Below are 26,837 nucleotides of genomic sequence, written 5' to 3'. Positions count from 1 at the left end.
AGCACCCGTGCTGATACACCCCTGGGACGCCCCGACCAATGACGCCGAGTGGCAACGCTGGCTCGCCACGCACGACTTCGGCCAGCTGGCCGCCAACGGACGGCCCGGCGAACCACCGCTGGTGCAGCCCCTGCACTTCGCCTACGACCCGGACCGCGGCGAGGCGGTGACGCATCTGGCCCGCCCGAACCCTCTCTGGGAGGCGCTGGCGGACCGTCCGCAGGTGCTGCTGAGCGTGGTGGACGACTACACCTTCATCCCCGGCCCCTGGCAGGCCGAGGAGGGCAACCCGCCCGAGCACGGCGTCCCCACGAGCTTCTACGCGGCGGTCCAGCTGAGCTGCACGGCCCATGTCGTGGACGATCCGGAGGCGAAGGCGGCGCTGCTGCAACGGCAGATGGGTCACTTCCAGCCCGAGGGCGGCTCGGCCCCGGTCACCGCCGGTGAGGCACCGTACGGGCGGCTGCTCTCCGGCATCCGTGGCCTGCGGCTCGAAGTGCACGACATCCGCGCCAAGTTCAAATACGGAGGCAAGCGGAGCGAGACCGTCCAGCACCGCATCTCGGGACGCCTCGCCGAACGGAACGGCCCCGGCGACGCAGCCGCCCGCGCCCACCAGCAGCGCCGCCTGGCGGCGGCCGGTGCGGTCCCGAGGACGCCCGCTCCCTGACCCGGATGTCCGGCAGAGGGAGGGAGCCCGGCCGATGCCGCCGGCCGGGCCCCTCCTCGGCGTACGCAGCGGCGCCCTCACCTCGGCCCGTTGCCCGGCCCGTTGCCGTCGCCTCAACCGGGCGCCGACGCCTTGGCCGGCGGGGCCGCCGGGGCCGCCACGGCGCTGCGCGCCTCCGTCACGGCCAGCGCGGCGAGCCGCTCGCCGAGGAAGAGCACCGCGATGGCGGCCGCGGCGTACACCGGCTCGATCAGCGAAATCACCGAGGCGGTCGTCGCGCGTACGGCGGCCGGCACCGTGAGGAACGGCACCTAGCCGAGCGCGGTCGGCACCACAGCCACGTACCCATCAACCAGAGGCTGCGCACCAAGTCGTGTACCTGGGGCCAGAGCCCCACCACCACAAGCGGCGGCAGACAGACCGCACCCAACCACGAAGGCGCCGATCGTCGAGGCGTACGGATCGCTGCCGCCGCCCCTGCTCAGCCCTCGGGTGGCCAACGTCGTAGCGGCGCAGCGGCCGCGGACAGCAGGGCGTCGGCGATACCCGCCAGGACGGACGGTCGCGCCGACTCCGCCGAGGATCGGGACGGTCAGCCCCATCAGCAGCCCGATGACGGCCGGCGCACCGCCCGCGCCGAGCCGCTCCCCCATCGTCACGCGCGCCCCGATGGCGAGGGGAACCAGCCCAGCCTCAGGGTGACGACAGTGCCGACGGCCGCCCGGTCGTCTGCACGGCAGCGAAGTAGGCGGCCCGGAAGACGGCCAGTGCCACGCCCGTCACGAGCGTGCGCAGAACGCCGCGCTCGCCGGGCTCGTACGGGGTCGGAGCAGCGGGGCCGTCGAGCCACGGCGCAGCAGCGTGCGCAGGGCGAGCGGCAGGATCAGGCCGCCGAAGGTGCGCCAGAAGGTGAGGGCGATCGAGCCCAGTCCGCTGCCCCGGTGGACGGAAGGCGGCGGCCGCACTCGCGGCGCCCCACGCGGTGGCGGCGAACGTCACGTACAGCAGCCCCCAATCCACGGGCAGGGCGGAGGAGGAGGTTGCATGCAGGGGTGGTGCTCCGAGAAGGTCCGGGTCGGCGCGGTGCGCCGAGGAATGGCCATATGTGCCGTCTGGGGGCAGCGACGGTCAGCCCGGAAGGGGACCCGAGCCGGGATGTCCTCGGAGGCCGCCGCCCGCCTTACGCGGCGGGCAAGGAGAGCGCCCTGGCCTGCATGATCGATGCGCTATGCGGCGGGCGATCCCGGCGGCACGCCGTCCCTGGCACCCGCCGGCGCGCCCGCCCCGGCCGCGGCCGCACCGCTGCCGTACGAGGTGGCGTCGTCGCGAGCTTCCGCGGTCTCTCCCATCGCCGTGGTCTCCCCCACCGCCGTGCTCTCCCCCACCGCCGTGGTCTCCGCCGGGGCGGTGGCCTCCCCTGGGCCCGTTCCCGCCACGATCAACGACTCGGTCGACTGCGGCTTGGCCAACTGCGCGATGAAGGCGCCGATCAGGACGACGACCCCGCCCAGGATCTGCGGAGCGGAGAGATGTTCACCGAGCAGCACCCAGGCCAGTACGGTCGCGATGACCGCCTCCAGACAGGCGACGACCCCGGCGACCTGGGGCGAGAGCCGGCGGATCGACACCACTCCGGTCAGATAGGCCGCCACCGTTGCGACCAGCACGATCCAGGCCAGCAGCAGGGCAGCGGGCACCTGGGTGCCGTTCATGTCCGCACCGCCGCCGAGGACCGTCCAGTCGAGTTCCCAGGGGCGCGCGATCGCGGTGAGGACGACGGCGCCGATCAGCAGTCCGTAGGCGATCACCCCGAGCGGATCCGCCGTGTCCTCGCCGTCGCTGCCGTGGTCGGAGAGCACGAAGTAGCCCACCTGGCAGCAGGCCGCCCCCAGCGCGAGCGCCAGGCCGAGTGCGTCGATGCTCAGCCCGGACCAGATCTCGACGACACAGGCGAGACCACCGACGGCGAGCACCACACCGAGCGCCGCGGAACGGGTGACCGGCCGCTTCTGCACAAAACGGACCCAGCCGAGGACCAGCGCCGGCGCCAGGTATTCGATCAACAGGGCCACGCCCACGGGGATGCGAGAGAGCGCGGCGAAGTAACACGCCTGCACCCCGGCGACGGCGAGCAGTCCGAAGCCCACGAGCAGGGCGGGCCTGCGGCGCGGCAGATCGCGGTGGCGCCAGGCCACCGGCAACATCACCAGCGCCGCGCCGGCGACCCGGAGCCAGGTGACGTGCAGCGGTTCGAGACCGGCCGTGATCAGGGGTTTGGCGGCCACGCCCGAGCCGCCGAAGGCGAGCGCCGACAGCAGGGCGATGCCGAGGCCGGCACCACGGCCCCGCGGCGCGCCGACCCGGCTCCCGTCGAGCGCGGACGATCGCTGGTCCGGCCAGGATCCTGCAGTTCCCTGGCCCGGGCCGGCCGCTCGACCTGCCGGGCTCCCTGATGACGCGTGCATCGGGTCATCATGGCAGCCGCCGTCAGCAGCGCAACCCCCGAGACCCCTGTCAGTCCTGGCCGGCGCGATCACCGTCCAGACGGGCGGCGAGCCGGGCGGTGTCGACGGAGGCCCGGCGCAACACCTCGACGGCTCGCGATTCGGGATCGTCGACGAGAGCGGCGAGCAGATCGAGGCAGCCGGCGCGGGTGTCGTAGCGGGCGTGCGCACGGTCGTGGGCGCCGTCCATGGCGGCGGCCGCGGCCGGTGACCATCCGGGGACACCGCCTTCGGTGACCATCGGAACGGCGCCCGAGTCCTCGACCGTGCCGAGCCACTGGAGTCCGTAGCCGATGCTGCGCTGGACGAGATAGCCGAGCAGCCGGGCCACCTGCGGTCCGCCGTCGAAGGCCGCGCGCACGGCGGGGTCCGACTCCAGGAGACCGTGCAGCAGATGCGCGGTGTCGACCTGCCGGTCACCATCCCGGGTGGCCCGCCTGCGGGCCGCGGAGACCACCGACGCGAGTTCGACGGTCAGCCTGCTCTCGAGGTCCTCCCGGACGGAGTCGTCGGCTCCGCTATACGCAGTACGGTTTTGCACAACCCCACCCCACCACCCCCTGAACGCCCGGACATCCCCGCCGGGAAGCATTTGCGCATCCCACGCTGGTTGGGGATACCGCTCCGGCATCTCCTCCTCAGGGAGGAGATAAGACGGAGAGAATACGCAGATTCCGTGGAGGTCGGACATCCGGAACCGGTATCGGCCCCTCCCGCGAACTCCCCGACGGCAGAACGGTCGACCACCCAGTACGGGCTGCCGGCCACCCAGAACTGACGACTCATCAGAATCAAGCGTCGCCGGTATTGAACCTTCTTCCCCGCCCGGCTACGTTCCGCGGCACCAGCCAGGACCGCCACCGGAGGGGTGATCGCATGGCCGAAGTCACCGCACAGGCCCGCATCGAGGCACCGGCCGAGACCGTCTGGAACCGGCTCACCGACTTCGATGCATACGGGCAGTGGAACGCCACCCACACCTCCTTCCCGAAGGGCGGCCCGGAGACGCTGGAAGTGGGCGCGGCCTACGAGGAGAACATGAAGCTGATGGGCTTCCCCGCCGAGGCCACCTGGACCGTACGAGCACTGGAGCCTGGCCGGTTGCTCGACATCGCGGGCAAGGGCCCCATGGGCGTCAATCTCGGGATGCGTTACGCCCTCACACCGGACGGCGAGGCGACCACCGTTCAGATCGACGGGTCGTTCACGGGCGCGGCGGTCTCCCTGATGGCAGGCAAACTGAAGGACTCGGCGAGCGCCGCACTGAACGAGTCACTGCGCAAGCTCGCCGGCCTGCTCGCCTGAGCCCCGGCGCCTGGCGCCCGACCCGCGGCGCCCGGCACTCGGCTCGACGTCACCCCATTCAACGAGATCCCCGACGCCGGCCCTCTCCTACAGGGAGCCAGCGCCATCAGTCCTCTTCGGCGAGGATCAGATACAGCTCCTTGCGGGCCTTGTTGACCACCGCCATGGCCTTCTCCCGCTGCTCGGGACTGCCGGTGGCCCACACCTGCCGGAACGCCTCGACCAGGCCGCCGCCCGCCTTGCGTATCTCATTCATCGCCTCCCAGTCGACACCGCGGCCGGCATCCTCCCAGGGGGCGTCCGAGCCGCTGTCGGCCTCGGCGCGTCCGGCCTCGGTCAGCGAGAACAGCTTCTTGCCGCCCTCACTGGCACTGGCGATCAGGCCCTCGTCCTCGAGGAGTTGCAGGGTCGGATAGACCGAGCCGGGACTGGGCTTCCATGCCCCGCCGCTGCGCTCGGCGATCTCCTGGATCATTTCGTAGCCGTGCATCGGGCGGTCCTTGAGCAGCGCCAATATCGACGCGCGCACATCGCCGCGCCGGGCCCGGCCGCGCGGGCCGCCACGGCCCCGGCCGCCCCCGAAGGGCGGGCCTCCGAACGGCGGACCGAAGGGGCCGAAGGCGGAGCGCCGCCGCTCCCAGCCACCCCCGAAGTCGCCCCGACCGCCGTGGCGCCCGGGCCCGTGGTGCTCGTGCCGGTACTCGTGTCCGTGATCGTGTCCTTGGGAACGCATGGTGACGTCCTCCATTTCTATCGTTGATCGGTCGCGATGCTTCAACGATATATCGGGACTGTTCGCCGAAGCAAGGCCCGAGCTATACCCGATTCGACGAGAGCAGGCCCGGGCACGTCAGCACAGGCGTCGCCTCCGCGCCGCCATACCTCGGCGCCGCTACGCCTCCACGCCTGCACGACCGCACCACCGCACGTTGCGCGGGAACCGGCCGGCGTCCACCAGTCCGCTCGGCTCATCGGCACCCCATCCCGATCCAATTTCCCGGGATTGGCCTTGGCCCGTGGTTCTGTGGCCCCTCTACGATCGCGCTCATGAGGATTCGCATCGTCGACGCCTTCAGTGAGCGTCCGTTCGCCGGCAACCCCGCGGGAGTCCTGCTCCTCGACTCCGACACCTTTCCCGAAACGGACTGGCTGCAGCAGGTCGCAAGAGAGGTCAACCTCTCCGAAACCGCCTTCGCGCACCCGCTGCCGGAGGGCCGCGACGCCGACTGGGCATTGCGCTGGCTCACCCCGGCCACCGAGGTGAACATGTGCGGGCACGCCACTTTGGCCACCGCGCACGTTCTGCACAGCACCGGGACTGCCACCGGTACGGTCCGCTTCCGTACCCGCAGCGGGGTGCTGACCACGACGGCCGGCGACGACGGCGCGATCACCATGGACTTCCCGACCGCGCCGATCAGCCCCGTCGAGGTGCCGTCCGTGGTCGCGGACGCGCTGGGCGTCGACATCCTCTCGGCCCACGACACGGGTCCGAACGTCGGTGATCTGCTGGTCGAGCTGGCTGACGAGACGTCCGTACGGGCTTTGGCCCCGGACCTCAAGGCACTGGCCGGGCACGGCGGCCGCGGGGTGATCGCCACCGCACGCGCCGAAGACCCCTCCGGCGGCTACGACTTCTTCTCGCGATGCTTCTTCCCTGCGGTCGGCATCGACGAGGACCCGGTAACGGGCAGCGCACACACCGCGCTCGCCCCGTTCTGGTCGGCACGGCTGGGCCGCAACTCACTGGTCGGCCTGCAGGGTGCGGCCCGTACCGGCTACGTACGCACCGAACTGCGCGGCGACCGTACGCTGCTGACCGGTTCCGCGGTCACGGTGATCGACGGAGAACTGCTGACCAAGTCCTGACCGGCCGTCTTTGCGCTGAGCGCCTCGGCCGGGTGGCAGGGGCGCGGCCTCAGAACGAAAGCCGGCCCCAACCGCCCGAGAACCGTCCGCCGGGCACGGGTCCGACTGGCTCCGGCTCGCTCCGGAAGCGGCTCCGGCAGCCGATGCTTCCCCCGCATCCTTCACCCGTCGAGCAACACCCGCCCCCTGAAGGCCTGCGAACCCGCCCCACCCCCAACGAGCCCCCAGACCCACCCCTCACCCCTCACCCCTCACCCCTCACCCCGTAGGCAGCCACCCCACCCGCCCCGCCAATACCGCGTAGCCGACGAACGCGACCGTGTCGATGAGGGCGTGGGCGGCCACCAGGGGGCCGACGCGGTGCCAGCGGCGGTAGAGGAGGACGAAGATGGCGCCCATCACCATGTTGCCGAGGAAGCCGCCGATGCCCTGGTACAGGTGGTACGAGCCGCGCAGCAGAGAGCTGGCCACCAGGGCGGCCATCGGGGTCCAGCCCAACTGGCCGAGTCTGCGCAGCAGATAGCCGACGACGATGACCTCCTCCAGTACGGCGTTCTGCACCGCGGAGGCGATCAGTACCGGGATCTTCCACCACACATCGGGCAGCGCCTCTGGGACCACCGTCAGGTTGACACCGGCCGCCCGCGCGCCCAGATAGAGCAGCAGGCCGCTGCCGCCGATGGCGGCCGCCAGGCCCGTTCCCCGGCCGAGGTCGAAGCCGGGCCGCTGCCGGTCGAAGCCGATCGCGCGGAGTCCGCCGGCCCGTTCGCGCATCAGGAGGTGCGCGACCAGCGCCACGGGCACCAGGGCGGTGGCGATCCCGAACAGCTGCCAGGCGAGATCCAGCCATGGCCGCCCGGGCGCATGGGAGGCGTTGAGGGTCGCCGCCTGGTGTTTGAGGCCCCCGGGTTTGGTCACCGACCCGATGAAGCTGATCAGCGACGAGAGCGCGCTCGCGCCCACGGACAGGGCCAGGACGATCAGCGTCTCACTGCGCAGCACACTCCGGGCGGGTGGCTGAGACGCGCCTGGTCCCGCCCCGCCGCCGGAGCCCTCCCCCGGAACGTCCGCACCGGGCCCGGGACTTGTATCCGACTGCACGCTTCCTCCACTTCCGCATTACCACCTCTTCGCCACCACCGCCCCGCTAGGGTCTCGACAGCAGGTACGAAGATCGCGCGCGACAGGCTGGGGACGGGCGCCATCCACGTGGCGCATTCCCTCCTCCCCCATCGATTCCCGATCGAGCTCCGAGAAGGAGAGGCGCTACCGCAATGGGACGACACAGCTTGCCCGACGGCCCCACAGCGAAGTCCACGGGGGCCCGCCCCGGGCCCCGGCGCCGCACCGTCGTCCTGTCCACCGGCCTCGTCCTGGCGGTCGCCGCCGGTTCCGTAGTGGCGCTGCGCAGTGGCCTGCTGCCCTTCGGTGGGCGGTGCGACGGCCCGTCGGTGCGGATCGCCGTCGCCGCCTCGCCCGATATCGCGCCGGCCGTCGAGGCGGTGGCCGATACAGCCCGCGAGAAGGCGACGCGTACCGACGGCAGGTGTCTCGACGTCCGGGTCGTCGCGCGGCCCTCCCACGAGCTCGCCGACTCCTTCGGACAGCGGCCCGCCGACCCGGAGTTCCAGGTCTGGATACCGGATTCGAGCCTGTGGGTGGACCGCGTCGGTGCGGAGAGCGGCACTCCGCTGACGGCCGCCGGCACCATCGCCTCATCGCCCCTGACACTGGGTGCCGTCCCGAAGGCGGCCACATCCCTGGGCTGGCCGAACAAGCGCTACACCTGGGCCGGGCTCACCCGGAGCGCGACCTCGGGCGGTGATCTGCGCCTGGGTGTCGCCGATCCCACCCGCAGCGCCACCGGGCTGCTCGCCCTGTCCCGTATCAGCGCCGCCAACACGGAGGACGCCGGGGACGGGGACGAGGCGGACACCCGTACGGCGGCCACCGCCAAGCTCCTCTACCAACGGGTCGCGGACGGCGACGATCAGGTCATGGCCACGTTGCCGCGCGACGACTCCGGTGCCGAGCAGGGCAATCCGCGCCGTAACCAGGCGCTGATGCTGTCCGAACAGGCCGCGTTCGCCCACAACGAGAGCCCGGACGGCGGCCCGGACCTCGATCTCTTCTACCCGGAGGACGGCACGGCCCGGCTCGACTACCCGTACGCGCTGGTCGACGAGGACGAGATGAGCCCCGAGCAGTCGCGGGCCGCCAGCCGCTTCATGACGCTGCTGGGCGAGCCCGACGGGCAGCGCGCGTTGCACGAGCACGGCTTCCGGACCGGGGACGGCAGGGCGGACGCCGCGGTGCTGGCGGCGGCCGGCGGGCGCGATCCGCAGCCGTACAACGCCGCACCGGCCGATCCGCCGACGGCCAAGCAGCTCCAGGCCCTGCTGGGCATGTGGACGATCACGGTGCAGAGTGCCCGGATCTCCACCGTGGTGGACGCCTCGGCGTCGATGGGCAACCCGGTGCCGGGGCGGGGCGGCCAGACCCGGATGGACCTCGCCCGGAATTCGCTCCTCCAGGCGCTGGCCACGTTCACGCCCGAGGACGAGATCGGGCTGTGGAAGTTCGCCACCCATCTGGACGGCGAGAAGGACTATCAGGAGCTGTCCCCGACCGGTCGCCTCGGCGACCCGGAGGGCGGCGACGGCACCCACCGTGACGCGCTCGCCGCCGCGTTCGGCTCGCTGGCCCCGGTGCCGCACGGCGCCACCGGCCTGTACGACACCGTCCTCGCCGCCTACGAGGAGGCCCGCCGGACGTACGCGAGCGGGAAGTTCAACGCGGTGGTGCTCGTCACCGACGGCGCCGATGACGACGCGAGCAGCATCGGCCTCGATGCCCTGGTCACCAAGCTGGGCAAGCTGTCGGATCCGGGGCGTCCGGTGCCGCTGATCGCCGTCGCGATCGGTCCGGAGGCCGACGCATCGGCATTGGACCGGATCGTGGCGCCCACGGGTGGCTCGGCCCACCGGGTGGACGATCCGTCACAGATCCACCAGGTGATCCTCAAGGCCATCATGGCGGCGGGCAGCACCGCCCCGCGCTGAAGCCGCGCGCCGCAACCTCCCCTGACCTCGCCCCCCGGTGGCGGCTACGCCCCCTCGGTCGCCGCCTGGCGGGGACCCGGCACCGCGGTGCGGGCGCCGAGCGGCCAGGCGACCGGCCAGGTGTGCACCGGCTGCCCGGTGTGCATCAGTTCGCTGTAGCGCCGGGTCATCGCGGCGAGTGCGGCGTCCCGGTCCAGACCCTGCCGGCGGGCGTGGTGGTAGGCCGCGGCCTGCCAGGAGGCGCCGTTGACCCGCCGCCGGCAGCGCTCCTCGATGATGGCCAGATAGTGGTCGCGGTCGGCCGGCTCCACCCCCCAGGCGTCCAGTCCGCGGGCCGCCAGCGGCAGCAGTTCCTGGCGTACCAGCCGTACGGCCGGGATGTCGGCGAGGGCGGTGGTCCGGCCGGCGCGGGGCCATTGCAGGGTGGCGTCGATGCCGTACCGGCAGGCGGCGTCGAAGTTGTCGGCCGCGGCCTCGAACGGGAGGCGGGTCCAGATGGGGCGCGGTTCCTCGGCCAGGGCGCGCACCAAACCGTAGTAGAACGCGGTGTTGGCGATGGTGTCGGCGACGGTGGGGCCGGCCGGCAGCACCCGGTTCTCGACCCTGAGGTGGGCGACGCCGTCGGCGACCGCGTAGACGGGGCGGTTCCAGCGGTAGATCGTGCCGTTGTGCAGCACCAGTTCGGCCAGGTCGGGCACACCGCCCTCGGCCAGGACCCGCAGCGGTTCCTGCGGTCCGCACACCGGGAGCAGGGGCGGGAAGTAGCGCAGGTTCTCCTCGAAGAGGTCGTACGCGGACTCGACCCAGCGTTCGCCGAACCAGGTGCGCGGGCGTACGCCTTGTGCCTGTAGTTCCGGTGCGCGGGTGTCGGTGGCCTGCTGGAAGACCGGCGGCCGCGACTCCCGCCACAGTTCACGGCCGAAGAGGAACGGCGAGTTGGCGCCGACCGCGATCTGGGCGGCGGCAACGGCCTGAGCCGCGTTCCATACGGCGGCGAAGCGGCCCGGTGTCACCTGGAGGTGCAGCTGGACGGAGGTGCAGGCGGCCTCCGGCGCGATCGAGGGGGAACGCGCCACCAGGTGCTCGACGCCCTGGATGTCCAGGACGAAGTCCTCGCCGCGGGCCGCCCGCATCTGGTCGTTGAGCATGACGTAGCGGTCGTTCTCGGAGAGGCTGGCGACGGTCAGGTCGGTGGCGTCCAGGGTCGGCAGAATGCCGATCATCACGATCCCGGCGGCGACTTCGCGGGCCTTTCTTTCGGCGTAACACAGGCCCGTGCGGAGTTCCTCGGCGAGCTGGTCCAGGACGCGGCCGGAGAGCCGGTGCGGGAGGATATTGACTTCCAGATTGCACTGGGCGAGTTCGGTCTGGAAATCCTGGCTGGCGATCCGTTCGAGAACCTGGGAGTTCAGCATGCGGGGCCGCCCGTCGGCGCCGGCGAGATTGAGCTCGATCTCCAGGCCCATGAGATTCCGGGGCCGGTCGAAGCGCTTCTCCACCAGGAGCCTGTGCAATCCTTCGAGACAGTCGTGTAGCTTTCTTCGATAACGCTCCCGGTCCGCCAGGTCGATCCCGTCCGCGGCGACCTTCTCCCCCATCGAAAGGGTCCCTCCTCCAGTGAACGGCCCGCGGCCACGGGCCGCTTGGGGGCGAACCCGGGCACCCCGGGGCTCGCGCTACGGTCGATGATGCCCCGGCAATCTGATCGATAACGCCTCCGGGGCGGCCTGGTGCCGATAGGCTCGAAGTGGTGCGCCGTCCGGCATCTTCCACCGGCATATCTCAGCGGCGATCGCCGTCCGCATTTCGCTCGTGAGATTCACCGACGAGATCCGGCCTACCGCATCGGCGAGGTAATACGAGGTGGCGCGACAAAGGCTCCGTACAAATTGGAGTAAATCACCTCGCGGACCGGTCCGGATTCCGCCTTGCCGGAAATCCGCAAGGCCAGTAGCCGAAACACTTTCAGAACATACGTCGTATAAACTCCGCTTACGAGGCAGAGACTTGGCGCCCCGTGTCGCGGTGTTCCCACCCGTGCCGTGGTTCGACGACGGGCTCTGATCCCCCACGCCGGGCCGCAGCCCCGGCCGGCCACGCTCTGACCCCGCACGCAAACAGCGCCGTTTGCACCTGCCGCGCTCCACCGTGTCTCCGAAGTGAGAGGCGACCCACCATGCCGCTGCACGTTGCCCCTGCCCCCGCGCCCGCCCTGCGCAGCACCCTGACCGCCCTCGGCTCGCCCACCGCCGTCCGCGAGGCCCCGGTCCCCGCCCTGCGTGCCCATCAGGGCCCGCTCAGCCCCGACCACCCCCTGCCGCTGCACGTCTGGGACGACGTCAGCCGGGCCGACGGCACGCCGCACACCCGGCTGGCCGGCTGGCAGTTCCTGGTCCGCGGCGGCGAGCGGGCCGTGGCGACCGCCGAGGCGGTGCTCACCGCGGACGGCTGGACCTTCGGGCGGTTCTGCGGCGGCCCCTACGTCGCCTCGACCGAACGGGCGCTGGCGCAGTCCGAGGCGCTCGCCACGCCGTACCAGCCCCGGCTGCTGTCCGTACCGGAGCTGTACATGCTCACCCTGTGGCTGCACCACGACCTCTCCTCCAACGGGGCCGAGGGGCTGCCGGCGGCCGGTGACCTGCTGGTGCCGCTGGCACCCGCCCCGCCCGGCATCGCCGCCCATCGTCCGCACCACGTCGCCGACCTGCTCCCCCGGCTCACCCTGCGTCTGGCCTCCGCGCCCCTGGAGCTGCGCGAACCGGCCTGAGCCGCAAGCCGGCGGCGTCCCTCCGGGTACCCGCGCACCGGCGCACCACGCCCCTCACGAACGTGCCCCGTGGCCCTTTCCGGCCGCGGGGCGCGCTGTCGTGCTCACCCGCGCGGCCTAGCCCGCGGGTACCACTCCCAACCCCCTTGGAGAGGAGAGCACTTGGGAGCAACCGCCCGCACGGGTGACGCGTCGATATCGAGTGAGTACCGCTGCTGCGAAATCCCTGCGGAATCCCTTCCGTAGGGCAACACTGGGACCGACCGAAGAAACGGGGGAGCGGCCATGGCCATCTCATCGAGCTCATCGAGCCGCACGACGACGTTCACCACACCGCAGCGAAAGACAACTTCCATGTGTCAGCACCAACCACCTTGCCCCTCAGCGGATTCCACCGACCGGGAGGCCGCACACCTTGTGGCACACCACCCGGAGCAGGGCTGGAGCCTGCTCTGCAACGGCGTCCTGCTCTTCGAGGACACCGGTGAGCTGCTGCCGGACGGGCAGGTCATCGCCCCGCACCGGGCCCGGGTCACCGCGGCGGCCTGACCCCGCGCACCCGGTAAGAACCACCAGGGCCCCCGGCAGAACACCTGCCGAGGGCCCTTGCTGTTGCCGTGGAACGGCTCAGGCGTCGTACGCGTCCAGCGGCGGGCAGGAGCAGACGAGGTTGCGGTCACCGAAGGCGCCGTCGATGCGCCGCACCGGCGGCCAGTACTTCTCGGCCGCCACGACACCGCCCGGGAAGACGGCCTCCTCGCGGGAGTACGGGTGGGTCCACTCGCCGCCGAGCGCGCCCGCGGTGTGCGGGGCGTTGCGCAGCGGGTTGTCGTCCTTGTCCCACTCCCCCGTGCCGACCTTCTCGATCTCCGCGCGGATGGCGATCATCGCGTCGCAGAACCGGTCCAGCTCGGCGAGGTCCTCGCTCTCGGTCGGCTCGATCATGAGCGTGCCGGCCACCGGGAAGGACATCGTCGGCGCGTGGAAGCCGTAGTCGATCAGCCGCTTGGCGACGTCGTCGATGCTCACGCCGGTCGCCTTGGTCAGCGGCCGGACGTCGATGATGCACTCGTGCGCCACCAGGCCGCCGGGGCCGTTGTAGAGCACGGGGTAGTGCGGCTCCAGGCGCTTGGCGACGTAGTTGGCGCTGAGGACCGCGACCTGGGTGGCGCGCTTGAGACCCTCGCCTCCCATCAGGCGGACGTACGCCCAGGAGATCGGCAGGATGCCCGCGGAGCCCCAGGGGGCTGCCGAGATCGGTCCGACGCCGGTCTCCGGACCCGCGGTCGGCTGCAGCGGGTGGTTGGGGAGGTACGGCGCGAGGTGGGCGCGGACGGCGACCGGGCCGACGCCGGGGCCGCCGCCGCCGTGCGGGATGCAGAAGGTCTTGTGCAGGTTGAGGTGCGAGACGTCGCCGCCGAACTTGCCCGGCTCGGCAAGGCCGACCAGCGCGTTCAGGTTGGCGCCGTCGACGTAGACCTGGCCGCCGGCGTCGTGCACCGCGGCGCAGATCTGGGTGATGTGCTCCTCGAACACGCCGTGGGTGGAGGGGTAGGTCACCATCAGGACCGCGAGCTCGTCGCGGTGCTTCTCGATCTTGGCGTGCAGGTCGTCGGCGTCGACCTCGCCGTCCTCGCCGGTCTTGACGACGACGACCTTCATGCCGGCCATCACGGCGCTGGCGGCGTTGGTGCCGTGCGCGGAGGACGGGATCAGGCAGACCGTGCGCTGCTCGTCCCCGTTGGCGCGGTGGTAGGCGCGGACGGCCAGCAGACCGGCCAGCTCGCCCTGGGAGCCGGCGTTGGGCTGGAGGGAGACCTTGTCGTAGCCGGTGACGGTGGCGAGGCGCTCCTCCAGCTCCTGGATCAGCGTGAGGTAGCCCTGGGCCTGGTCGGCCGGCGCGAAGGGGTGCAGCTGCCCGAACGCGGGCCAGGTGACCGGCTCCATCTCGGTGGTGGCGTTCAGCTTCATCGTGCAGGAGCCGAGCGGGATCATGCCGCGGTCCAGCGCGTAGTCCTTGTCCGCGAGGGTGCGCAGGTAGCGCAGCATCGCGGTCTCGGAGCGGTGCTCGTGGAAGACCGGGTGGGTGAGGTAGTCGTCGGTGCGCAGCAGGGTCTGCGGGAGCGTTTCGTCGGTGGCCGCGTCGAGCTTCTCGATGTCGGCCTGCACGCCGAAGGCGGCCCAGACCCCGGTCAGCTGGGCGCGGCCGGTGGTCTCGTCGCAGGCGATGCCGACCAGGTCGGCGTCGACCTGGCGGAGGTTGATGCCGGCCTCGCGGGCGGCGGCGACGACCTCGGCGGCCCGGCCGGGCACCCGGGCGGTCAGCGTGTCGAAGTACGCGCCGTGGACCAGCTCCACACCGCCGGCCCGCAGCCCCTCGGCGAGGATCGCCGCGTAGCGGTGGGTGCGCCGGGCGATGGTCCGCAGGCCCTCGGGGCCGTGGTAGACGGCGTACATACCGGCCATGACGGCGAGCAGCACCTGCGCGGTGCAGATGTTGCTGGTGGCCTTCTCACGGCGGATGTGCTGCTCACGGGTCTGCAGCGCGAGCCGGTAGGCCCGGTGGCCGTCGGCGTCCACGGAGACGCCCACGAGGCGGCCGGGAAGGCTGCGCGCGAACTGCTCGCGCACCGCCATGAAGCCGGCGTGCGGCCCGCCGAAGCCCATCGGGACGCCGAAGCGCTGGGTGGTGCCGACCGCGATGTCCGCGCCGAGCTCGCCCGGCGAGGTCAGCAGGGTCAGCGCGAGCAGGTCGGCGGCGACGGTGACGATCGCGCCGAGCTCGTGGGCGCGCTCGATCAGGGCGCGCGGGTCCCGGACGGCACCGGAGGCGCCCGGGTACTGAAGCAGGACGCCGAAGACGCCGCGCTCGGCGATCTCGGCGGGGATGCCGTCGGAGAGGTCGGCGACGACGACCTCGACGCCGGTCGGCTCGGCGCGGGTCTCGATCACGGCGATGGTCTGCGGCAGACAGTCGGCGTCAACGAGGAAGACGCCCTGCTTGACCTTGCCGACGCGGCGGGAGAGCGCCATCGCCTCGGCCGCCGCGGTGCCCTCGTCCAGCAGGGAGGCGCCGGAGGTGGGCAGTCCGGTCAGGTCGGCGACCATCGTCTGGAAGTTCAGCAGCGCCTCCAGGCGGCCCTGCGAGATCTCCGGCTGGTAGGGGGTGTACGCCGTGTACCAGGCGGGGTTCTCCATGACGTTGCGGAGGATCACCGGCGGGGTGAACGTGCCGTAGTAGCCCAGGCCGATCATGGAGGCCAGCACCTGGTTGCGGTCCGCGAGGCCGCGCAGCTCCTGGAGGACCTCGGCCTCGGTACGGGCCTGCGGCAGGCCGAGCGCCTCAGCGCTCTTGATCACGTCGGGGACGGCGGCGGCGGTGAGCTCGTCCAGCGACCCGAAACCGATGTGCGCGAGCATCTTGGCCTGCGCCTCGTGGTCGGGGCCGATGTGCCGGTGCTCGAAGGGGGTGCCGCGCTCCAGCTCGGTCAAGGAGATGCGGTTGGTGGTCATCTGCGGGGGCCTCCTGGTCGGTACGACCTACGAGGGGCACCACGGCGCGGGTGCCCGGACGGCCTCCCCCTCTGTCATCTCAACCTGAGAGCTTCACCGGCCCGCGCACGGCGGTCCGGCTTTCACCGTCGGTGAGGAGGGGTCCCGGAGCTGTGCCTTCCGCGGCCCGCCCTGCTTTCCAGAGTGACCTCGTCCGTGCGGTACGGGTGCCTGAGAGATTCCGGGGAGGATTTGCTCCTTCGGCGCCCTCGTCGCGAACGACAAAGGACTCTCCCGCACGGGTTCTGCGGCCATCGCCAGCCTACCAGCGCGCCACTCGAAGGATCCTTCGAGTGGCCGGGGCATGAAATGTGCCGTTTGGTAGTTGTCACAGGGCAGTTGCGACCAATTGGAGGGGCCGTGCAAACCGATATCGATCCCCGGAGCCTGATCGGCCGCAAAGCGTTCGACCGTAACGGCGCGAAGATAGGCACCATCGACGAGGTCTATCTCGACGACGCGACGGGGGAACCGGAGTGGGCAGCCGTACGCACCGGGCTCTTCAGCCGGGACGCGTTCGTCCCCCTGGAACCCAGCAAAATGGTCGGCGAGAGCCTGCACATCCCGTACGACCGCAAGCTGATCAAGGACGCCCCGGACTTCGGTGTGGGCCGCCACCTCTCCCCTGAGCAGGAACTTCAGCTCTACCACCACTACCGCCTGGATATCTCCTCCCCCGACTCCGACCCGGTGTCCCCCGGCAATTCGGGCACCTCCGACACCGACTTCGGCAAGATCGCCGGATCGGAGGACTGATCCGCACCTGGCCCCCCGCCCACCAGCGGCAGGGGCTCCCCCGGCCGTAGCGCCGGGTCCTCGACGGCAAAGGTCCGCACCCTCCCCGGTGCGGACCACGGCGTCTCGAAGCGGACGGTCACTCTCCCCAGTCCGCTGCCCTGTACCCACCCCGCGCCGTACTCGTCGTGGACCACGTCCACGCCCGGATGCCAGCGGCGCGGCCGCTCCTCCTCGGGCGCCTCCTCGGCCGGCTCCGCGCCGGCCCGCTCCTCCGCGGCCCGCGCCAGCTCCTCGGCCTCCCGCTCCGTCGTCAACTGGGCGAAGAGGTCCTCCTGGGTGAAGTCGGCCAGCCCGCTGACCCCCACACCCAGCAGCCGGACGCCGCCGGTGGTGTCCACCAGCTCCAGCAGCCGCACCGCGGCCTCCCGGATGACCGCCGGGTCGTCGGTGGGCCCACGGAGCGTCTCGGAGCGGGTCAGCGTCGAGAAGTCGTAGTTGCGCACCTTGATCACCACCGTGCGCCCCGAGCGCCCGGCCGCCCGCAGCCGCTGGACGCAGCGGTCGGCCAGCCGCAGCACCTCCGTCCGCACCCGCGTCCGGTCGGTCAGGTCGACCTCGAAGGTGTCCTCGACGGAGATGGACTTGGCGTCGCGCTCGGCCACCACGGGACGGTCGTCCTGCCCCAGGGCCATCGCGTACAGCCCGGCGCCGTGCGCCTTCCCCAGGAGCCGTACCAGCTCCGCCTCGCCGGCCTCCGCGGTCTCCGCGATCGTGTGGATCCCGGCCCGGCGCAGCGTCTCGGCCGTCGCGGGCCCCACCCCGGGCAGCGTCCGCACCGACATCGGGCCCAGCAGCTCCCGCTCGGTGCCGGGCGGGATGACCACCAGGCCGTCCGGCTTGGCCTGCTCGGAGGCGATCTTCGCCAGCATCTTGGCGCCGGCCAGCCCCACCGAGCCGGTCAGGCCGGTCGCCGCCCGGATGTCGCGCCGCAGCTGCTCCCCCACGGCCCGTACCGCAGCCGTCTCCGGGGCCACCCCGCCCGCCTCCAGGTCCACGAACGCCTCGTCCAGGCTCAGCGGCTCCACCAGCGGCGACAGGGCGTGCAGCAGCCCCATGACCGTTTCACTCACCTGGCGGTACAGGGTGAAACGCGGACCGAGGTATGCGGCGTTGGGGCACAGCCGACGCGCCTGGGCCGTCGGCATCGCCGAGCGCACCCCGAAGACCCGGGCCTCGTACGACGCCGTGGCGACGACGCCACGCGGCCCGACCCCGCCGACCACCACCGGTTTCCCGCGCAGGCTCGGCTTCGCCGCCTGCTCGGCAGAGGCGTAGAACGCATCCATGTCCAGATGCAGGATCGTCGGCGCGGGTCTCACATGTCCGATGCTGCCGCATGGCACTGACAATCGACCCGCCGCCGGGCCGGGGCCCGGGCGTGCGGCTCAGCCTGCCCGGTTGCGCCGACGTGCCAGCTCGTCGTGCGGGTTCTTCCCGATCAGCGTCTCGCCGGTGTCCACACGCTCCCCGTGCAGCTGCGAGAGCGCGCCCTCCACGTCCCGCCACACCACGCCCACGGCGATCCCGAAGACGCCCTGGCCGCCCTGGAGGAGGTCCACGACCTGGTCGGGCGAGGTGCACTCGTAGACCGTCGCGCCGTCGCTCATCAGCGTCATCCGCGTCAGATCCGCCAGCCCCCGCGCGCGCAGGTGCTGGACCGCGGTGCGGATGTTCTGCAGGGAGACCCCGGTGTCCAGCAGCCGCTTGACGATCTTCAGGACGACGACGTCCCGGAAGCTGTAGAGCCGCTGGGTGCCGGAGCCGTACGCGGGCCGGATGCTCGGCTCCACCAGGCCGGTGCGCGCCCAGTAGTCGAGCTGCCGGTAGGTGATGCCCGCTGCCGCACATGCGGTCGGGCCGCGATAGCCGATGCTCTGCGCCTCGCAGTCCCCCGACACCGCCGCGGCCGGTGCCGGTGCGCAGTTCGCCGTTGCGCCCGCGTGGAGCGGCAACGCCCCTTCCGCCGCCATACCGTCGCCGGTGATTGCCACGCCGCCCTCCGTCCTCCACGTCCCGGACGGGACCTGCCATATCGACGGTATGCAGTCACTCGGGGTGCGTCAACGATCGCCGCGCTCGCCACGCCGAGTGATAATCACCCTACGAGTGGTTTCTCGTGACCTCGCGCGGGGAATGGCTAAATAGTTTGGCCGGAATCAGACCCTTCGCCCGTCCGGCCGCACCGGCTACTGGCTGTTGGTCCCGAAGTCCTCGGGTGAGATCTGGTCGAGGAACTCGCGGAACTTCTCCACCTCGTCCTCCTGCTCGTCCGGGATCGCGATCCCCGCGTCGTCCAGCACACCGTCGGTGCCGAAGATCGGCGTTCCGGTGCGCAGGGCCAGCGCTATCGCGTCGGACGGACGGGCACTGACCTCCACCCCGCTGGCGAAGACCAGTTCCGCATAGAAGACCCCCTCGCGCAGGTCGGTGATGCGCACCTGCGTCAGCTCCTGCCCCACCGCCTCCAGCACGTCCTTGAAAAGGTCGTGCGTCAGCGGCCTGGCGGGGACCATGCCCTGCTGGGCGAAGGCGATGGCGGTGGCCTCACCCGGCCCGATCCAAATGGGCAGGTAACGGTCGCCCCCCACCTCCCGCAGGAGCACGATCGGTTGGCTGGAAGGCATTTCCACCCGGACACCCACGACGTCGAGCTCGTTCACACAGCAACCCTAGGACGTGCCCGGCAGGTTTGGGTAGTCGGGCACTCTTTTGCTCACTACGGCCGGCCCCGCAGCGCGCCCTGGACCAGCGCCGCGTGCAGCCGTACGGAGAGCGTGGCGAGCTCCCTGGCGGTGGCCTCGGCATGGGCCCTGGTCTGCGGATTGCGGTGCCGCCGAAGGGGTGCAACGACCTGCTCGACCAGCCCCGCCTCGCGCTCCGCGGCCGCCTTGACGACCCGCAGGTGCCGCGGTTCGAGACCGAAACGCCCCAGGTCGGCGACGAGTTTGGCCACCGTGACGGCCTCGATGTCGTATCCGCCGTCCGCATGGGGGACGATGAGTCCGTACGACTCCCAATCGGCGAGCGCCGCCTCGTCCACCTCGGCGGCGGCCATCAGCTCGGCCCGGCCGATCCGGGCAGCCGTGGGGGTTTCCTCGCCCGCTTCCGGCACGCCCTCGATCAGATCGCGGGCAGGCGCGGCGGGCGCCGGCAGCGTGACCTGCTCACCGCGCTCGATGGCGTCCAGATGCTCGCGGATGACCTTCAGCGGCAGATAGTGGTCGCGCTGCATCCGCAGGACGCTCGCCAGCCGCTCCACGTCGGCCGGAGTGAATTTCCGGTACCCGGAAGGCGTGCGCTTCGGCTCGACCAGCCCCTCGGCCTCCAGGAAGCGGATCTTGGAGATGGTGACCTCGGGGAATTCCTCGCGCAGCTGGTTGAGCACCGTGCCGATGCTCACCGGCTTGCCGGCCGAGGAGGCGGTGCCGGAATCCCCGGCACCGCCTTTCGGTGTATGGCGCATGTGCCTTCCCTGGCCGGTCAGATGCCGGCGCCTCGCTGGCTCGCGTAGAAGACCAGGCGGTACTTGCCGATCTGGACCTCGTCGCCGTTGTTGAGGGCGACGGAGTCGATGCGCTCACGGTTGACGTAGGTGCCGTTCAGGCTGCCGACGTCGGCGACCGTGAAGAGACCGTCCGGGCCGCGACGGAATTCCACGTGACGACGCGAGACCGTCACGTCGTCGAGGAAGATGTCGCTCTGCGGATGCCGGCCCGCCGTCGTCAGCTCGCTGTCCAGAAGGAAACGGCTGCCGGAGTTCGGACCGCGGCGGACGATGAGCAGCGCCGAACCCAACGGAAGGGCGTCGACGGCCGCCTGGGCCTCCGGGGACAGCGCGGGCGAGAGGTTCTGGCCCGTCGTCTCCGAGTCGTAGGCCTCGAGACCCGAAATGGAGATCGTCGACGTCGTCTCGGACGCCCGCTCCGGCTGCGCGCCTGGGCGCAGCGGCGCGCCGCAGTTGGAGCAGAACCGGCTCGCCTCGGCGTTCCGGTGCCCACACCTCGTACAAACCGGCAAGGCCGGACCTCCGCCCGTGGGTGCGGCTGATGGTTCCTGGGAACCTATGCGGGCGGCACCGGAGGGGTCAACAGAACCCGCGCCGTGCCCCCCGGACGGACCGCCGACCTCGTCACGGAAGAGGGGACGGTTCTCGGCCGCGCCGCTCTCGTCGGCCCGGCCCGCAGCGCGATGCCGCGCCGAGCCGCTGCCGCCCTCCTGGCGCGCGCTCTTGCCGAACAGCTTTCCAAACAACTTCACGGGCGATTCCCCTTGAACGAAACAGACCCGCCCGTGGGGCAGGACGAACCCTCGATGCACACACCGGCCCATCCGGACATCCAGTGAACGTCCGTGGCCTCCAGACAGTTTCCACCACACACCACACGCACGGTGCGTCGACCCCCCGCTACCTCATGCCCTCCTGGGGCACTCGACATACCTGTACGCCTCACTGCGATGACGACCGAGCGTAGTCAGGCCGCTTCGCCGCCCGCAAGGCGTCCACAATGATCTTCTCCTCACGGGTCACAGACACCTTGGCCTGCTCCTTTTCCAGTGTCTGGACCACTCCGCCGGGGATGTTCAGCGCCGGTTCCAGATCCTCCGGCTTGCCGATGACCTTGAAGCGGTACGGCTGCGTGACGCGCCTGCCGTCGATCTCCACCCCGCCCCGGACGTCCGACAGGGAGGTGTTCGCGACGACCCGGACGTCGTTGACCTGGATGGCCTCGGCGCCGGCCGCCCGCAGCTCCTGGATGGTGTCCAGCAGCTTGTCCGCCTCCACGGAGTGCGTCGGGTCGTCGATGGTCAGGTTGATGCCGGGCCCTTGCGCCGCGACGGTCCCGGCCAGCACACCCAGCTGCTGTTCCTTCTCCACGGTCTGCTTACGGGCCTCCTCGGCCTGGTCCGAGCTGTTCGCCAGCTCGGTCTTCTGCCCTTCCAGGCGCCGCTGTTCGTCCGTCAACCGCTGGGAGCGGTTGTCCAGCTCGTCCAGAATGCGCACCAGGTCCTCCTGGCGCGCACCTCGCAGCGCACTGCTGTCACTCGTGGAACGTACCTGAATCGCCAGGCCGAGGCCGAGAATGAACAGCAGCAGGGCGACGATCAGTTGAGCCCGGGTCAGCCGCGGCGGCCACAGGCTCGCCACCAGCCGCTCCCGACCGGTCTTCGGGCGTTCCGCGTCCCCGTCGGCGGTGTCCGCCGCCGGGGCCGAGGAGTCTGCCCCGTTGTCCGGCTTCTGTCCAGTCGTGTCCGGTTCCTGGCTTTCCGCGTCGTCCGCGGGCTTCGCCGGCTCAGGGGCACTCCGGCTCTCCGGCGGCATCGGCTGCCGGTCGGCCGCACCACGCTCCTGCGCCTCCTCCGGCCGTTCCGGGCGCTCCGGCCGCTGCTCCGGCTCCGGGGTCTCGTCCGTTGCCATCCGCCTCACGCCCGGAAGACGTGCCGGCGGATCGCCGCGGCGTTGGAGAAGATGCGGATGCCGAGCACGACGACGACACCGGTGGAGAGTTGGGCACCGACGCCCAGCTTGTCACCGAGGAAGACGATCAGCGCCGCGACGACCACGTTCGACAGGAAGGAGACCACGAAGACCTTGTCGTCGAAGATCCCGTCCAGCATGGCCCGCAGACCGCCGAACACGGCGTCCAGCGCGGCTACGACAGCGATCGGCAAGTAAGGCTCGACCACCGTCGGCACCACGGGCCGCACCACCAGCCCGACCACGACTCCCACGATGAGGCCCAGTACGGCGATCACGATGTGCCCTTCCCTGTGTCGGCACCGTCCGGCTTGGCGGCACCGGCCTTCGGCTTTGCGGTACGTACGATCAAGCTGGGCGCGGGCGGCAGCGTCAGCTCGCTCTCGGCGGAAATCCTGGCGCGGACGCCGTAGTTCTCCTGCAGGATGTGCAGGTACTGACCGTCGGCGCTGTCCTGGAACGCGGTGCTCAGCCGCTGCCCGTCCCCCACCGCCAGCACCGTATAGGGCGGCACCAGTGGCTTGTTGTCGACCAGTATGGCGTCTCCCGCGGCTCTGATCGCCGAGAGTGACGTAAGCCGCTGTCCATTGACGGAGATGGCCTCCGCGCCCGAGGCCCACAGGCCGTTGACGACGCGTTGCATGTCCCGGTCCCGCACCCGCCCGGTGTCCGAGAAATCGCTGCTCTCCCGCGGCCCGCCGCCACCGGACTCGGCCCCCTTGGCGTCGTCCACCACGAGCTTCACGCCCGGCCCGGTGGCCTGCGTCGAACCGGCCAGCAGGGCGAGCAGTTCGGCCTTGCCCCCGCCGTGCTGCTTCAGCGCCTCGCGCTGCATCCTGCTGACGTCGTCCCGCAGCGCGTCGACCCGCTGCTGCTGCCGGTCCGCCTGGCCGGTGCCCTTCTGGATGCGGTTGATCAGCTCCGTACGCTCCTTGGCGAGCGTCGGTGCGGATATCCGGGCCTGAGCCGCCCCGACGGTCACCACGAGCGCGGCCAGCACCAGACCGGCCGCGAGGCCCAACTTCGCCCGCAGGGTGCGCGGCAGACCGCGCACACCGGCCTCGGACTTGCGCGCGGCCGCCTCGGCGTACCCGTCGTCGAGGCTGTGGTCCATCACATTGGTCAGCAGCGACATGGACGCGTCGGGGCGCGCGGCCGGTCTGTTCGGTGTGCTCCGATCGGGGCGCTGCTGCGACATGCCGCACATCGTCGCACGTCGGCTCCGCAGTCTCCCAATGGCCCCACCGGCGTGCCGATGCCCGGCGCGCCGGTGGGGTCCGGATCAGCGTCCGGCGCTGTCCACCACGGCCGACCACTCGTCCAGCAGCTGCTGGGCGGAGGCGTCGTCCGGCCCTTCCGCCCACAGGTGCGTGACCGCCTCGGACGGGTCGGGCAGGACCAGGATCCAGCGGCCGTCGGACTCCACGACCCGGACGCCGTCGGTGGTGTCCACGTCGCGGTCGCCGGCCGCCTCGACGACATGCCGCATGACCAGGCCCTTGACCGCCCAGGGGGTGGCCAGGTCGCGGCGCAAGACGTGGGCCCGCGGGATGCGTGCGTCGATCTGGCTGACCGTGAGCTGGGTACGGGCGACCAGGCCGATCAGCCGGACGAAGGCCGCGGCGCCGTCGAAGACGCTGCTGAACTCCGGGATGATGAAGCCGCCCATGCCGTCGCCGCCGAAGACCGTGCCGTCCTCCCGGCCCACCCGGGTCAGGTCGTCGGGCGAGGTCGTCGTCCACTCCACCTGCGTGCCGTGGTAGGCGGCCACCTGCTCGGCGATCCGGGTGGTGGTCACCGGCAGCGCGACCCGTCCGCTGCGCCGCTCGGCGGCGATCAGGTCCAGCATGACCAGCAGCGCGCGGTCGTCCTCGATGATCCGGCCGCGTTCGTCCACGAGGGAGAGCCGCTCGCCGACGGGGTCGAAGCGCACGCCGAAGGCGGCCCGCGCCGAGGCCACGATCTCGCCGAGCCGGACGAGACCGGAGCGCCGGGCGTCGGCGGTCTCGGTGGGCCGGGACTCGTCGAGGCCGGGGTTGATGGTCAGGGAGTCGACGCCGAGCCGCCCCAGCAGGCTGGGCAGGACCAGGCCCGCGCTGCCGTTGGAGGCGTCCACGACGACCTTCAGCCCCGACTCGGCGATGCCCGTGGTGTCCAGGGACCGCAGCAGCGAGCCGGTGTACGAGTCGAAGACGCTGGCCGGGAACGCCAGGTCGCCGATCTCGCCCGGGAAGGCGCGGCGGTACTCCTGCCGGGCGAAGACCCGGTCCAGCTTGCGCTGCCCGGCCTGCGAAAGGTCGGCGCCCCGCTCGTCGAAGAACATGATGTCGACGGAGTCGGGCACCCCCGGCGTCGTACGGATCATGATGCCGCCGGCGCTGCCGCGGGCGGTCTGCTGGCGGGCCACCGGCAGCGGGACGTTCTCCAGGTCGCGCACGTCGATGGCGCTGGCCTGCAGGGCCGAGATCACCGCTCGCTTGAGGGCCCGGGCACCACGCGAGTGGTCGCGGGCGGTGGTGACCGTGGACCCCTTCTTCAGGGTGGTGGCGTACGCGCCGGCGAGCCGCACGGCGAGTTCCGGGGTGATCTCCACATTGAGGATCCCGGTCACGCCGCGCGCGCCGAACAGATGCGCCTGGCCGCGTGATTCCCAGATCACCGAGGTGTTGACGAAGGCACCGGCCTCGATGGTCTTGAAGGGATAGACCCGCACATTGCCCTGGACGATCGATTCCTCACCGACGAGGCATTCATCGCCGATGACCGCGCCGTCCTCGATCCGGGCGGCCCGCATGACATCGGTGTTCTTGCCGATGACGCAGCCGCGCAGATTGCTCTGCTGCCCGAGATAGACGTTGTCGTGCACCACGGCCCGGTGCAGGAACGCCCCGCTCTTGACGACGACGTTGGAGCCGACGACGGTGTGCTCGCGAATCTCCACGCCGGCCTCGACCTTGGCGTAGTCACCGATGTACAGCGGACCGCGCAGCACGGCATCGGGGTGCACCTCGGCCCCCTCGGCCACCCATACACCCGGCGAGATCTCGAAGCCGTCGATTTCCACATCGACCTTGCCTTCGAGCACATCGGCCTGGGCCTTGACGTAGCTCTCGTGGGTGCCGACGTCCTCCCAGTAACCCTCGGCGATATAGCCGTAGATCGGCTTGCCTTCCTTCATCAGCTTCGGGAAGACATCACCGGACCAGTCGACGGACACATCGGGCTCGAAGTAGTCGAAGACCTCGGGCTCCATGACGTAAATTCCGGTGTTGACGGTGTCCGAGAAGACCTGCCCCCAGGTCGGCTTTTCCAGGAACCGCTCGACCCGGCCGCCTTCGTCGACGATGGTGATACCGAACTCGAGGGGGTTAGGCACCCGGGTGAGGCACACCGTGACGAGCGCGCCCTTTTCCTTGTGGAACCGGATCAGGTCGGTGAGATCGAAGTCGGTGAGGGCATCACCGGAGATGACGAGGAAGGCGTCGTCCTTGAGGGCCTCCTCGGCGTTCTTCACACTGCCGGCGGTGCCGAGCGGCTTTTCCTCATTGGCATAGGTGAGTTCCATTCCCAGCTCTTCGCCGTCACCGAAATAGTTCTTGACGAGCGAGGCCAGGAATTGCACGGTAACCACGGTCTCGTTGAGACCGTGCCGTTTCAGCAGCCGAAGTACGTGCTCCATGATCGGCCTGTTGGCGACAGGAAGCAGCGGCTTGGGCATGCTGGACGTCATGGGGCGAAGGCGTGTTCCTTCGCCGCCGGCCATCACAACGGCCTTCATGTCGGAAGCGTCCTCCTCTGAGAGACGACGGTCTTGCCGACTTCACTCGCCCAGAGCGCCCGCTGTTCCTGTTCTTACCTACGGGCGCCGGGCCCTGGCACTATCTGCCGGTTCGAAGAGCTCAGTCGGCGGTGGCGTCCGCCCTGATGAGCCGGCGGACCTGGACCACGTAGAGGATCCCTGCCCACCAATAGAGCGCCGTACCCCATCCTGCGAACGCCCATCCGAAAACAGCGGCGAGTGAGTGAAGCCAGCCATCTCCGTCGCTCAGCAAGAGCAACGGGAAGGCATACATCAAGTTGAACGTAGCTGCTTTGCCCAGGAAGTTCACCTGGGGAGGGCCGTATCCGTGACGCCCGAGGATTCCCACCGCGATGAGGAGCATCAGTTCGCGCGCCAGCAGGGCCGCGGTGAGCCAGATCGGCAGGATGTCGCGCCACGTCAGACCGACGAGCGTGGACAGGATGTACAGACGGTCGGCCGCCGGGTCCAGGATCCGGCCCAGGCTGCTGATCTGATTCCAGCGCCGGGCCAGCTTGCCGTCCAGGTAGTCGCTGACGCCGCTCAGGGCGAGGACCACCAGGGCCCAGCCGTCAGCCGCCTTCGGGCCCCCGAATTCAGGCCACAGGATCAACCACAGGAACAGGGGCACGCCGACGAGGCGAGCCATGCTCAGGATATTCGGGATGGTGAGGACGCGATCGGTCTGGACCCGCGTCTCCTGGACCTCCACCGCGGGGGCCTCCTGTGGGAAATGTGCCAACGATGCCCCTTGACCTTACCTGTCCCCCCGGCCGGGCCGCGCCGCGGGTCCCAAGATCACCAACAACGCAGAAAAGCCCCGGGGGAACCAATGGCTCCCACGGGGCTTTTCATAAAGTTTGTTCGGCGGTGTCCTACTCTCCCACAGGGTCCCCCCTGCAGTACCATCGGCGCTGAAAGGCTTAGCTTCCGGGTTCGGAATGTAACCGGGCGTTTCCCTAACGCTATGACCACCGAAACACTATGAAGTTAACCAACCGGAATCATGACTCAACGGTCGTTACTTCAGAACCT

25 protein-coding genes, 1 rRNA gene and 1 riboswitch are annotated in these 26,837 nt (G+C 70.8%); of the genes, 7 read left to right on the top strand and 19 right to left on the bottom strand.

The annotated features are described in order from the left end of the window. The first annotated feature begins 7 nt into the window (after positions 1-7). Positions 8-670 (top strand): FMN-binding negative transcriptional regulator, encoded by a 663-nt coding sequence (locus AB0E02_RS25225; RefSeq protein ID WP_362142812.1) that lies wholly within the window; start codon positions 8-10, stop codon positions 668-670. A 113-nt stretch (positions 671-783) separates the two neighbouring features. Here AB0E02_RS25225 and AB0E02_RS25220 read toward each other — a convergent pair whose 3' ends face one another. The 4 genes from AB0E02_RS25220 to AB0E02_RS25205 form a co-directional block, all read right to left on the bottom strand. After that, positions 784-981 (bottom strand): hypothetical protein, encoded by a 198-nt coding sequence (locus AB0E02_RS25220; RefSeq protein WP_362142810.1) that lies wholly within the window; start codon positions 979-981, stop codon positions 784-786. A gap of 468 nt (positions 982-1,449) precedes the next feature. Beyond that, the gene (locus tag AB0E02_RS25215; RefSeq protein WP_362142808.1) at positions 1,450-1,635 is read right to left on the bottom strand and encodes a hypothetical protein; all 186 of its coding nucleotides are present in this window, start codon (positions 1,633-1,635) and stop codon (positions 1,450-1,452) included. Positions 1,636-1,896: 261 nt separating this feature from the next. After that, the gene (locus AB0E02_RS25210) at positions 1,897-3,135 is read right to left on the bottom strand and encodes an EamA family transporter (RefSeq protein ID WP_362142806.1); all 1,239 of its coding nucleotides are present in this window, start codon (positions 3,133-3,135) and stop codon (positions 1,897-1,899) included. Between the two features lie 49 nt (positions 3,136-3,184). Then, positions 3,185-3,715 carry a Clp protease N-terminal domain-containing protein gene (locus tag AB0E02_RS25205; RefSeq protein ID WP_362142804.1) on the bottom strand — a complete coding sequence of 177 codons (531 nt, stop codon included), beginning with the start codon at positions 3,713-3,715 and terminating at the stop codon, positions 3,185-3,187. A 335-nt stretch (positions 3,716-4,050) separates the two neighbouring features. On the opposite strand from AB0E02_RS25205, the gene AB0E02_RS25200 reads away from it, so the two are divergent. Beyond that, positions 4,051-4,479, top strand: coding sequence for an SRPBCC family protein (locus AB0E02_RS25200; RefSeq protein WP_362142802.1), 429 nt, complete (start codon positions 4,051-4,053; stop codon positions 4,477-4,479). Positions 4,480-4,585: 106 nt separating this feature from the next. Here AB0E02_RS25200 and AB0E02_RS25195 read toward each other — a convergent pair whose 3' ends face one another. Continuing rightward, positions 4,586-5,212, bottom strand: a complete 627-nt coding sequence (locus AB0E02_RS25195) for a PadR family transcriptional regulator (RefSeq protein ID WP_362142800.1) — start codon at positions 5,210-5,212, stop codon at positions 4,586-4,588. 314 nt (positions 5,213-5,526) lie between these two features. Here AB0E02_RS25195 and AB0E02_RS25190 point away from each other — a divergent pair, with 314 nt between their 5' ends. Beyond that, a complete protein-coding gene (locus AB0E02_RS25190) occupies positions 5,527-6,348 on the top strand; it encodes a PhzF family phenazine biosynthesis protein (protein WP_362142799.1) in 822 nt (273 codons plus the stop codon). A gap of 258 nt (positions 6,349-6,606) precedes the next feature. Here the strand turns inward: AB0E02_RS25190 and AB0E02_RS25185 are convergent, their stop codons facing one another. Then, a complete protein-coding gene (locus tag AB0E02_RS25185) occupies positions 6,607-7,350 on the bottom strand; it encodes a CPBP family intramembrane glutamic endopeptidase (protein WP_362142797.1) in 744 nt (247 codons plus the stop codon). Positions 7,351-7,622: 272 nt separating this feature from the next. On the opposite strand from AB0E02_RS25185, the gene AB0E02_RS25180 reads away from it, so the two are divergent. Continuing rightward, positions 7,623-9,410 (top strand): substrate-binding and VWA domain-containing protein, encoded by a 1,788-nt coding sequence (locus AB0E02_RS25180; RefSeq protein ID WP_362142795.1) that lies wholly within the window; start codon positions 7,623-7,625, stop codon positions 9,408-9,410. Between the two features lie 44 nt (positions 9,411-9,454). Here AB0E02_RS25180 and AB0E02_RS25175 read toward each other — a convergent pair whose 3' ends face one another. After that, positions 9,455-11,008, bottom strand: coding sequence for a glutamate-cysteine ligase family protein (locus tag AB0E02_RS25175; protein ID WP_362142794.1), 1,554 nt, complete (start codon positions 11,006-11,008; stop codon positions 9,455-9,457). Positions 11,009-11,586: 578 nt separating this feature from the next. Here AB0E02_RS25175 and AB0E02_RS25170 point away from each other — a divergent pair. Beyond that, positions 11,587-12,177: a hypothetical protein gene (locus AB0E02_RS25170; RefSeq protein ID WP_362142792.1), complete on the top strand. Its 591-nt coding sequence runs from the start codon at positions 11,587-11,589 to the stop codon at positions 12,175-12,177. 354 nt (positions 12,178-12,531) lie between these two features. Further along, a complete protein-coding gene (locus tag AB0E02_RS25165; RefSeq protein WP_030416598.1) occupies positions 12,532-12,726 on the top strand; it encodes a DUF5999 family protein in 195 nt (64 codons plus the stop codon). Between the two features lie 78 nt (positions 12,727-12,804). On the opposite strand, the gene gcvP is transcribed toward AB0E02_RS25165, so the two are convergent. Further along, complete coding sequence (gcvP, locus tag AB0E02_RS25160; protein WP_362142789.1) at positions 12,805-15,690, bottom strand: aminomethyl-transferring glycine dehydrogenase; 2,886 nt, start codon at positions 15,688-15,690, stop codon at positions 12,805-12,807. 188 nt (positions 15,691-15,878) lie between these two features. Next, positions 15,879-15,976: riboswitch (glycine riboswitch) on the bottom strand. Positions 15,977-16,089: 113 nt separating this feature from the next. Here gcvP and AB0E02_RS25155 point away from each other — a divergent pair. Next, complete coding sequence (locus AB0E02_RS25155; protein WP_362142787.1) at positions 16,090-16,485, top strand: PRC-barrel domain-containing protein; 396 nt, start codon at positions 16,090-16,092, stop codon at positions 16,483-16,485. Here the strand turns inward: AB0E02_RS25155 and AB0E02_RS25150 are convergent. The 11 genes from AB0E02_RS25150 to rrf all read right to left on the bottom strand — a co-directional run bounded on the left by AB0E02_RS25150 (position 16,383) and on the right by rrf (position 26,781). Then, positions 16,383-17,846, bottom strand: coding sequence for a DNA polymerase IV (locus tag AB0E02_RS25150; RefSeq protein ID WP_362142786.1), 1,464 nt, complete (start codon positions 17,844-17,846; stop codon positions 16,383-16,385). The two genes, AB0E02_RS25155 and AB0E02_RS25150, sit on opposite strands and share 103 nt — an antisense overlap. Before the next feature lie 66 nt (positions 17,847-17,912). Next, a complete protein-coding gene (locus AB0E02_RS25145) occupies positions 17,913-18,518 on the bottom strand; it encodes a MerR family transcriptional regulator (RefSeq protein WP_362142784.1) in 606 nt (201 codons plus the stop codon). Between the two features lie 195 nt (positions 18,519-18,713). Beyond that, on the bottom strand, positions 18,714-19,187 hold the full coding sequence (locus tag AB0E02_RS25140) for a bifunctional nuclease family protein (RefSeq protein ID WP_006606439.1): 474 nt from the start codon (positions 19,185-19,187) through the stop codon (positions 18,714-18,716). Between the two features lie 56 nt (positions 19,188-19,243). Further along, positions 19,244-19,990, bottom strand: a complete 747-nt coding sequence (locus AB0E02_RS25135) for a MerR family transcriptional regulator (protein ID WP_362142782.1) — start codon at positions 19,988-19,990, stop codon at positions 19,244-19,246. Positions 19,991-20,007: 17 nt separating this feature from the next. Then, entirely contained in the window at positions 20,008-20,856 is an 849-nt protein-coding gene (locus tag AB0E02_RS25130) for an FHA domain-containing protein (RefSeq protein ID WP_362142780.1), read from the bottom strand. A 118-nt stretch (positions 20,857-20,974) separates the two neighbouring features. Next, a complete protein-coding gene (locus tag AB0E02_RS25125) occupies positions 20,975-21,943 on the bottom strand; it encodes a DUF881 domain-containing protein (protein WP_362142778.1) in 969 nt (322 codons plus the stop codon). Positions 21,944-21,948: 5 nt separating this feature from the next. Beyond that, positions 21,949-22,281 (bottom strand): small basic family protein, encoded by a 333-nt coding sequence (locus AB0E02_RS25120; protein WP_003984969.1) that lies wholly within the window; start codon positions 22,279-22,281, stop codon positions 21,949-21,951. Continuing rightward, positions 22,278-23,210 carry a DUF881 domain-containing protein gene (locus AB0E02_RS25115; RefSeq protein ID WP_199816471.1) on the bottom strand — a complete coding sequence of 311 codons (933 nt, stop codon included), beginning with the start codon at positions 23,208-23,210 and terminating at the stop codon, positions 22,278-22,280. The genes AB0E02_RS25120 and AB0E02_RS25115 overlap by 4 nt, the downstream gene beginning before the upstream one ends. Before the next feature lie 75 nt (positions 23,211-23,285). After that, complete coding sequence (locus AB0E02_RS25110; protein WP_362142776.1) at positions 23,286-25,781, bottom strand: mannose-1-phosphate guanyltransferase; 2,496 nt, start codon at positions 25,779-25,781, stop codon at positions 23,286-23,288. Between the two features lie 121 nt (positions 25,782-25,902). Further along, positions 25,903-26,514 carry a CDP-alcohol phosphatidyltransferase family protein gene (locus AB0E02_RS25105; RefSeq protein WP_030815048.1) on the bottom strand — a complete coding sequence of 204 codons (612 nt, stop codon included), beginning with the start codon at positions 26,512-26,514 and terminating at the stop codon, positions 25,903-25,905. A gap of 150 nt (positions 26,515-26,664) precedes the next feature. Beyond that, a 5S ribosomal RNA gene (gene rrf, locus AB0E02_RS25100) occupies positions 26,665-26,781 on the bottom strand. Positions 26,782-26,837: the final 56 nt, after the last annotated feature.

This window comes from Streptomyces sp. NPDC048196, assembly GCF_040652715.1.
Classification (GTDB): Bacteria; Actinomycetota; Actinomycetes; order Streptomycetales; family Streptomycetaceae; genus Streptomyces; species Streptomyces siderophoricus.
This window is presented reverse-complemented; position numbering and strand designations above follow the sequence as displayed.

Coding starts and splice junctions, on each gene's coding strand:
- AB0E02_RS25190 (WP_362142799.1), top strand. CDS start 5,527: ATGAGGATTCGCATCGTCGACGCCTTCAGTGAGCGTCCGTTCGCCGGC.
- AB0E02_RS25180 (WP_362142795.1), top strand. CDS start 7,623: ATGGGACGACACAGCTTGCCCGACGGCCCCACAGCGAAGTCCACGGGG.
- AB0E02_RS25130 (WP_362142780.1), bottom strand. CDS start 20,856: ATGGGCCGGTGTGTGCATCGAGGGTTCGTCCTGCCCCACGGGCGGGTC.
- AB0E02_RS25210 (WP_362142806.1), bottom strand. CDS start 3,135: ATGCACGCGTCATCAGGGAGCCCGGCAGGTCGAGCGGCCGGCCCGGGC.
- gcvP (WP_362142789.1), bottom strand. CDS start 15,690: ATGACCACCAACCGCATCTCCTTGACCGAGCTGGAGCGCGGCACCCCC.
- AB0E02_RS25175 (WP_362142794.1), bottom strand. CDS start 11,008: ATGGGGGAGAAGGTCGCCGCGGACGGGATCGACCTGGCGGACCGGGAG.
- AB0E02_RS25200 (WP_362142802.1), top strand. CDS start 4,051: ATGGCCGAAGTCACCGCACAGGCCCGCATCGAGGCACCGGCCGAGACC.
- AB0E02_RS25165 (WP_030416598.1), top strand. CDS start 12,532: ATGTGTCAGCACCAACCACCTTGCCCCTCAGCGGATTCCACCGACCGG.
- AB0E02_RS25195 (WP_362142800.1), bottom strand. CDS start 5,212: ATGCGTTCCCAAGGACACGATCACGGACACGAGTACCGGCACGAGCAC.
- AB0E02_RS25170 (WP_362142792.1), top strand. CDS start 11,587: ATGCCGCTGCACGTTGCCCCTGCCCCCGCGCCCGCCCTGCGCAGCACC.
- AB0E02_RS25115 (WP_199816471.1), bottom strand. CDS start 23,210: ATGTGCGGCATGTCGCAGCAGCGCCCCGATCGGAGCACACCGAACAGA.
- AB0E02_RS25110 (WP_362142776.1), bottom strand. CDS start 25,781: ATGAAGGCCGTTGTGATGGCCGGCGGCGAAGGAACACGCCTTCGCCCC.
- AB0E02_RS25135 (WP_362142782.1), bottom strand. CDS start 19,990: ATGCGCCATACACCGAAAGGCGGTGCCGGGGATTCCGGCACCGCCTCC.
- AB0E02_RS25125 (WP_362142778.1), bottom strand. CDS start 21,943: ATGGCAACGGACGAGACCCCGGAGCCGGAGCAGCGGCCGGAGCGCCCG.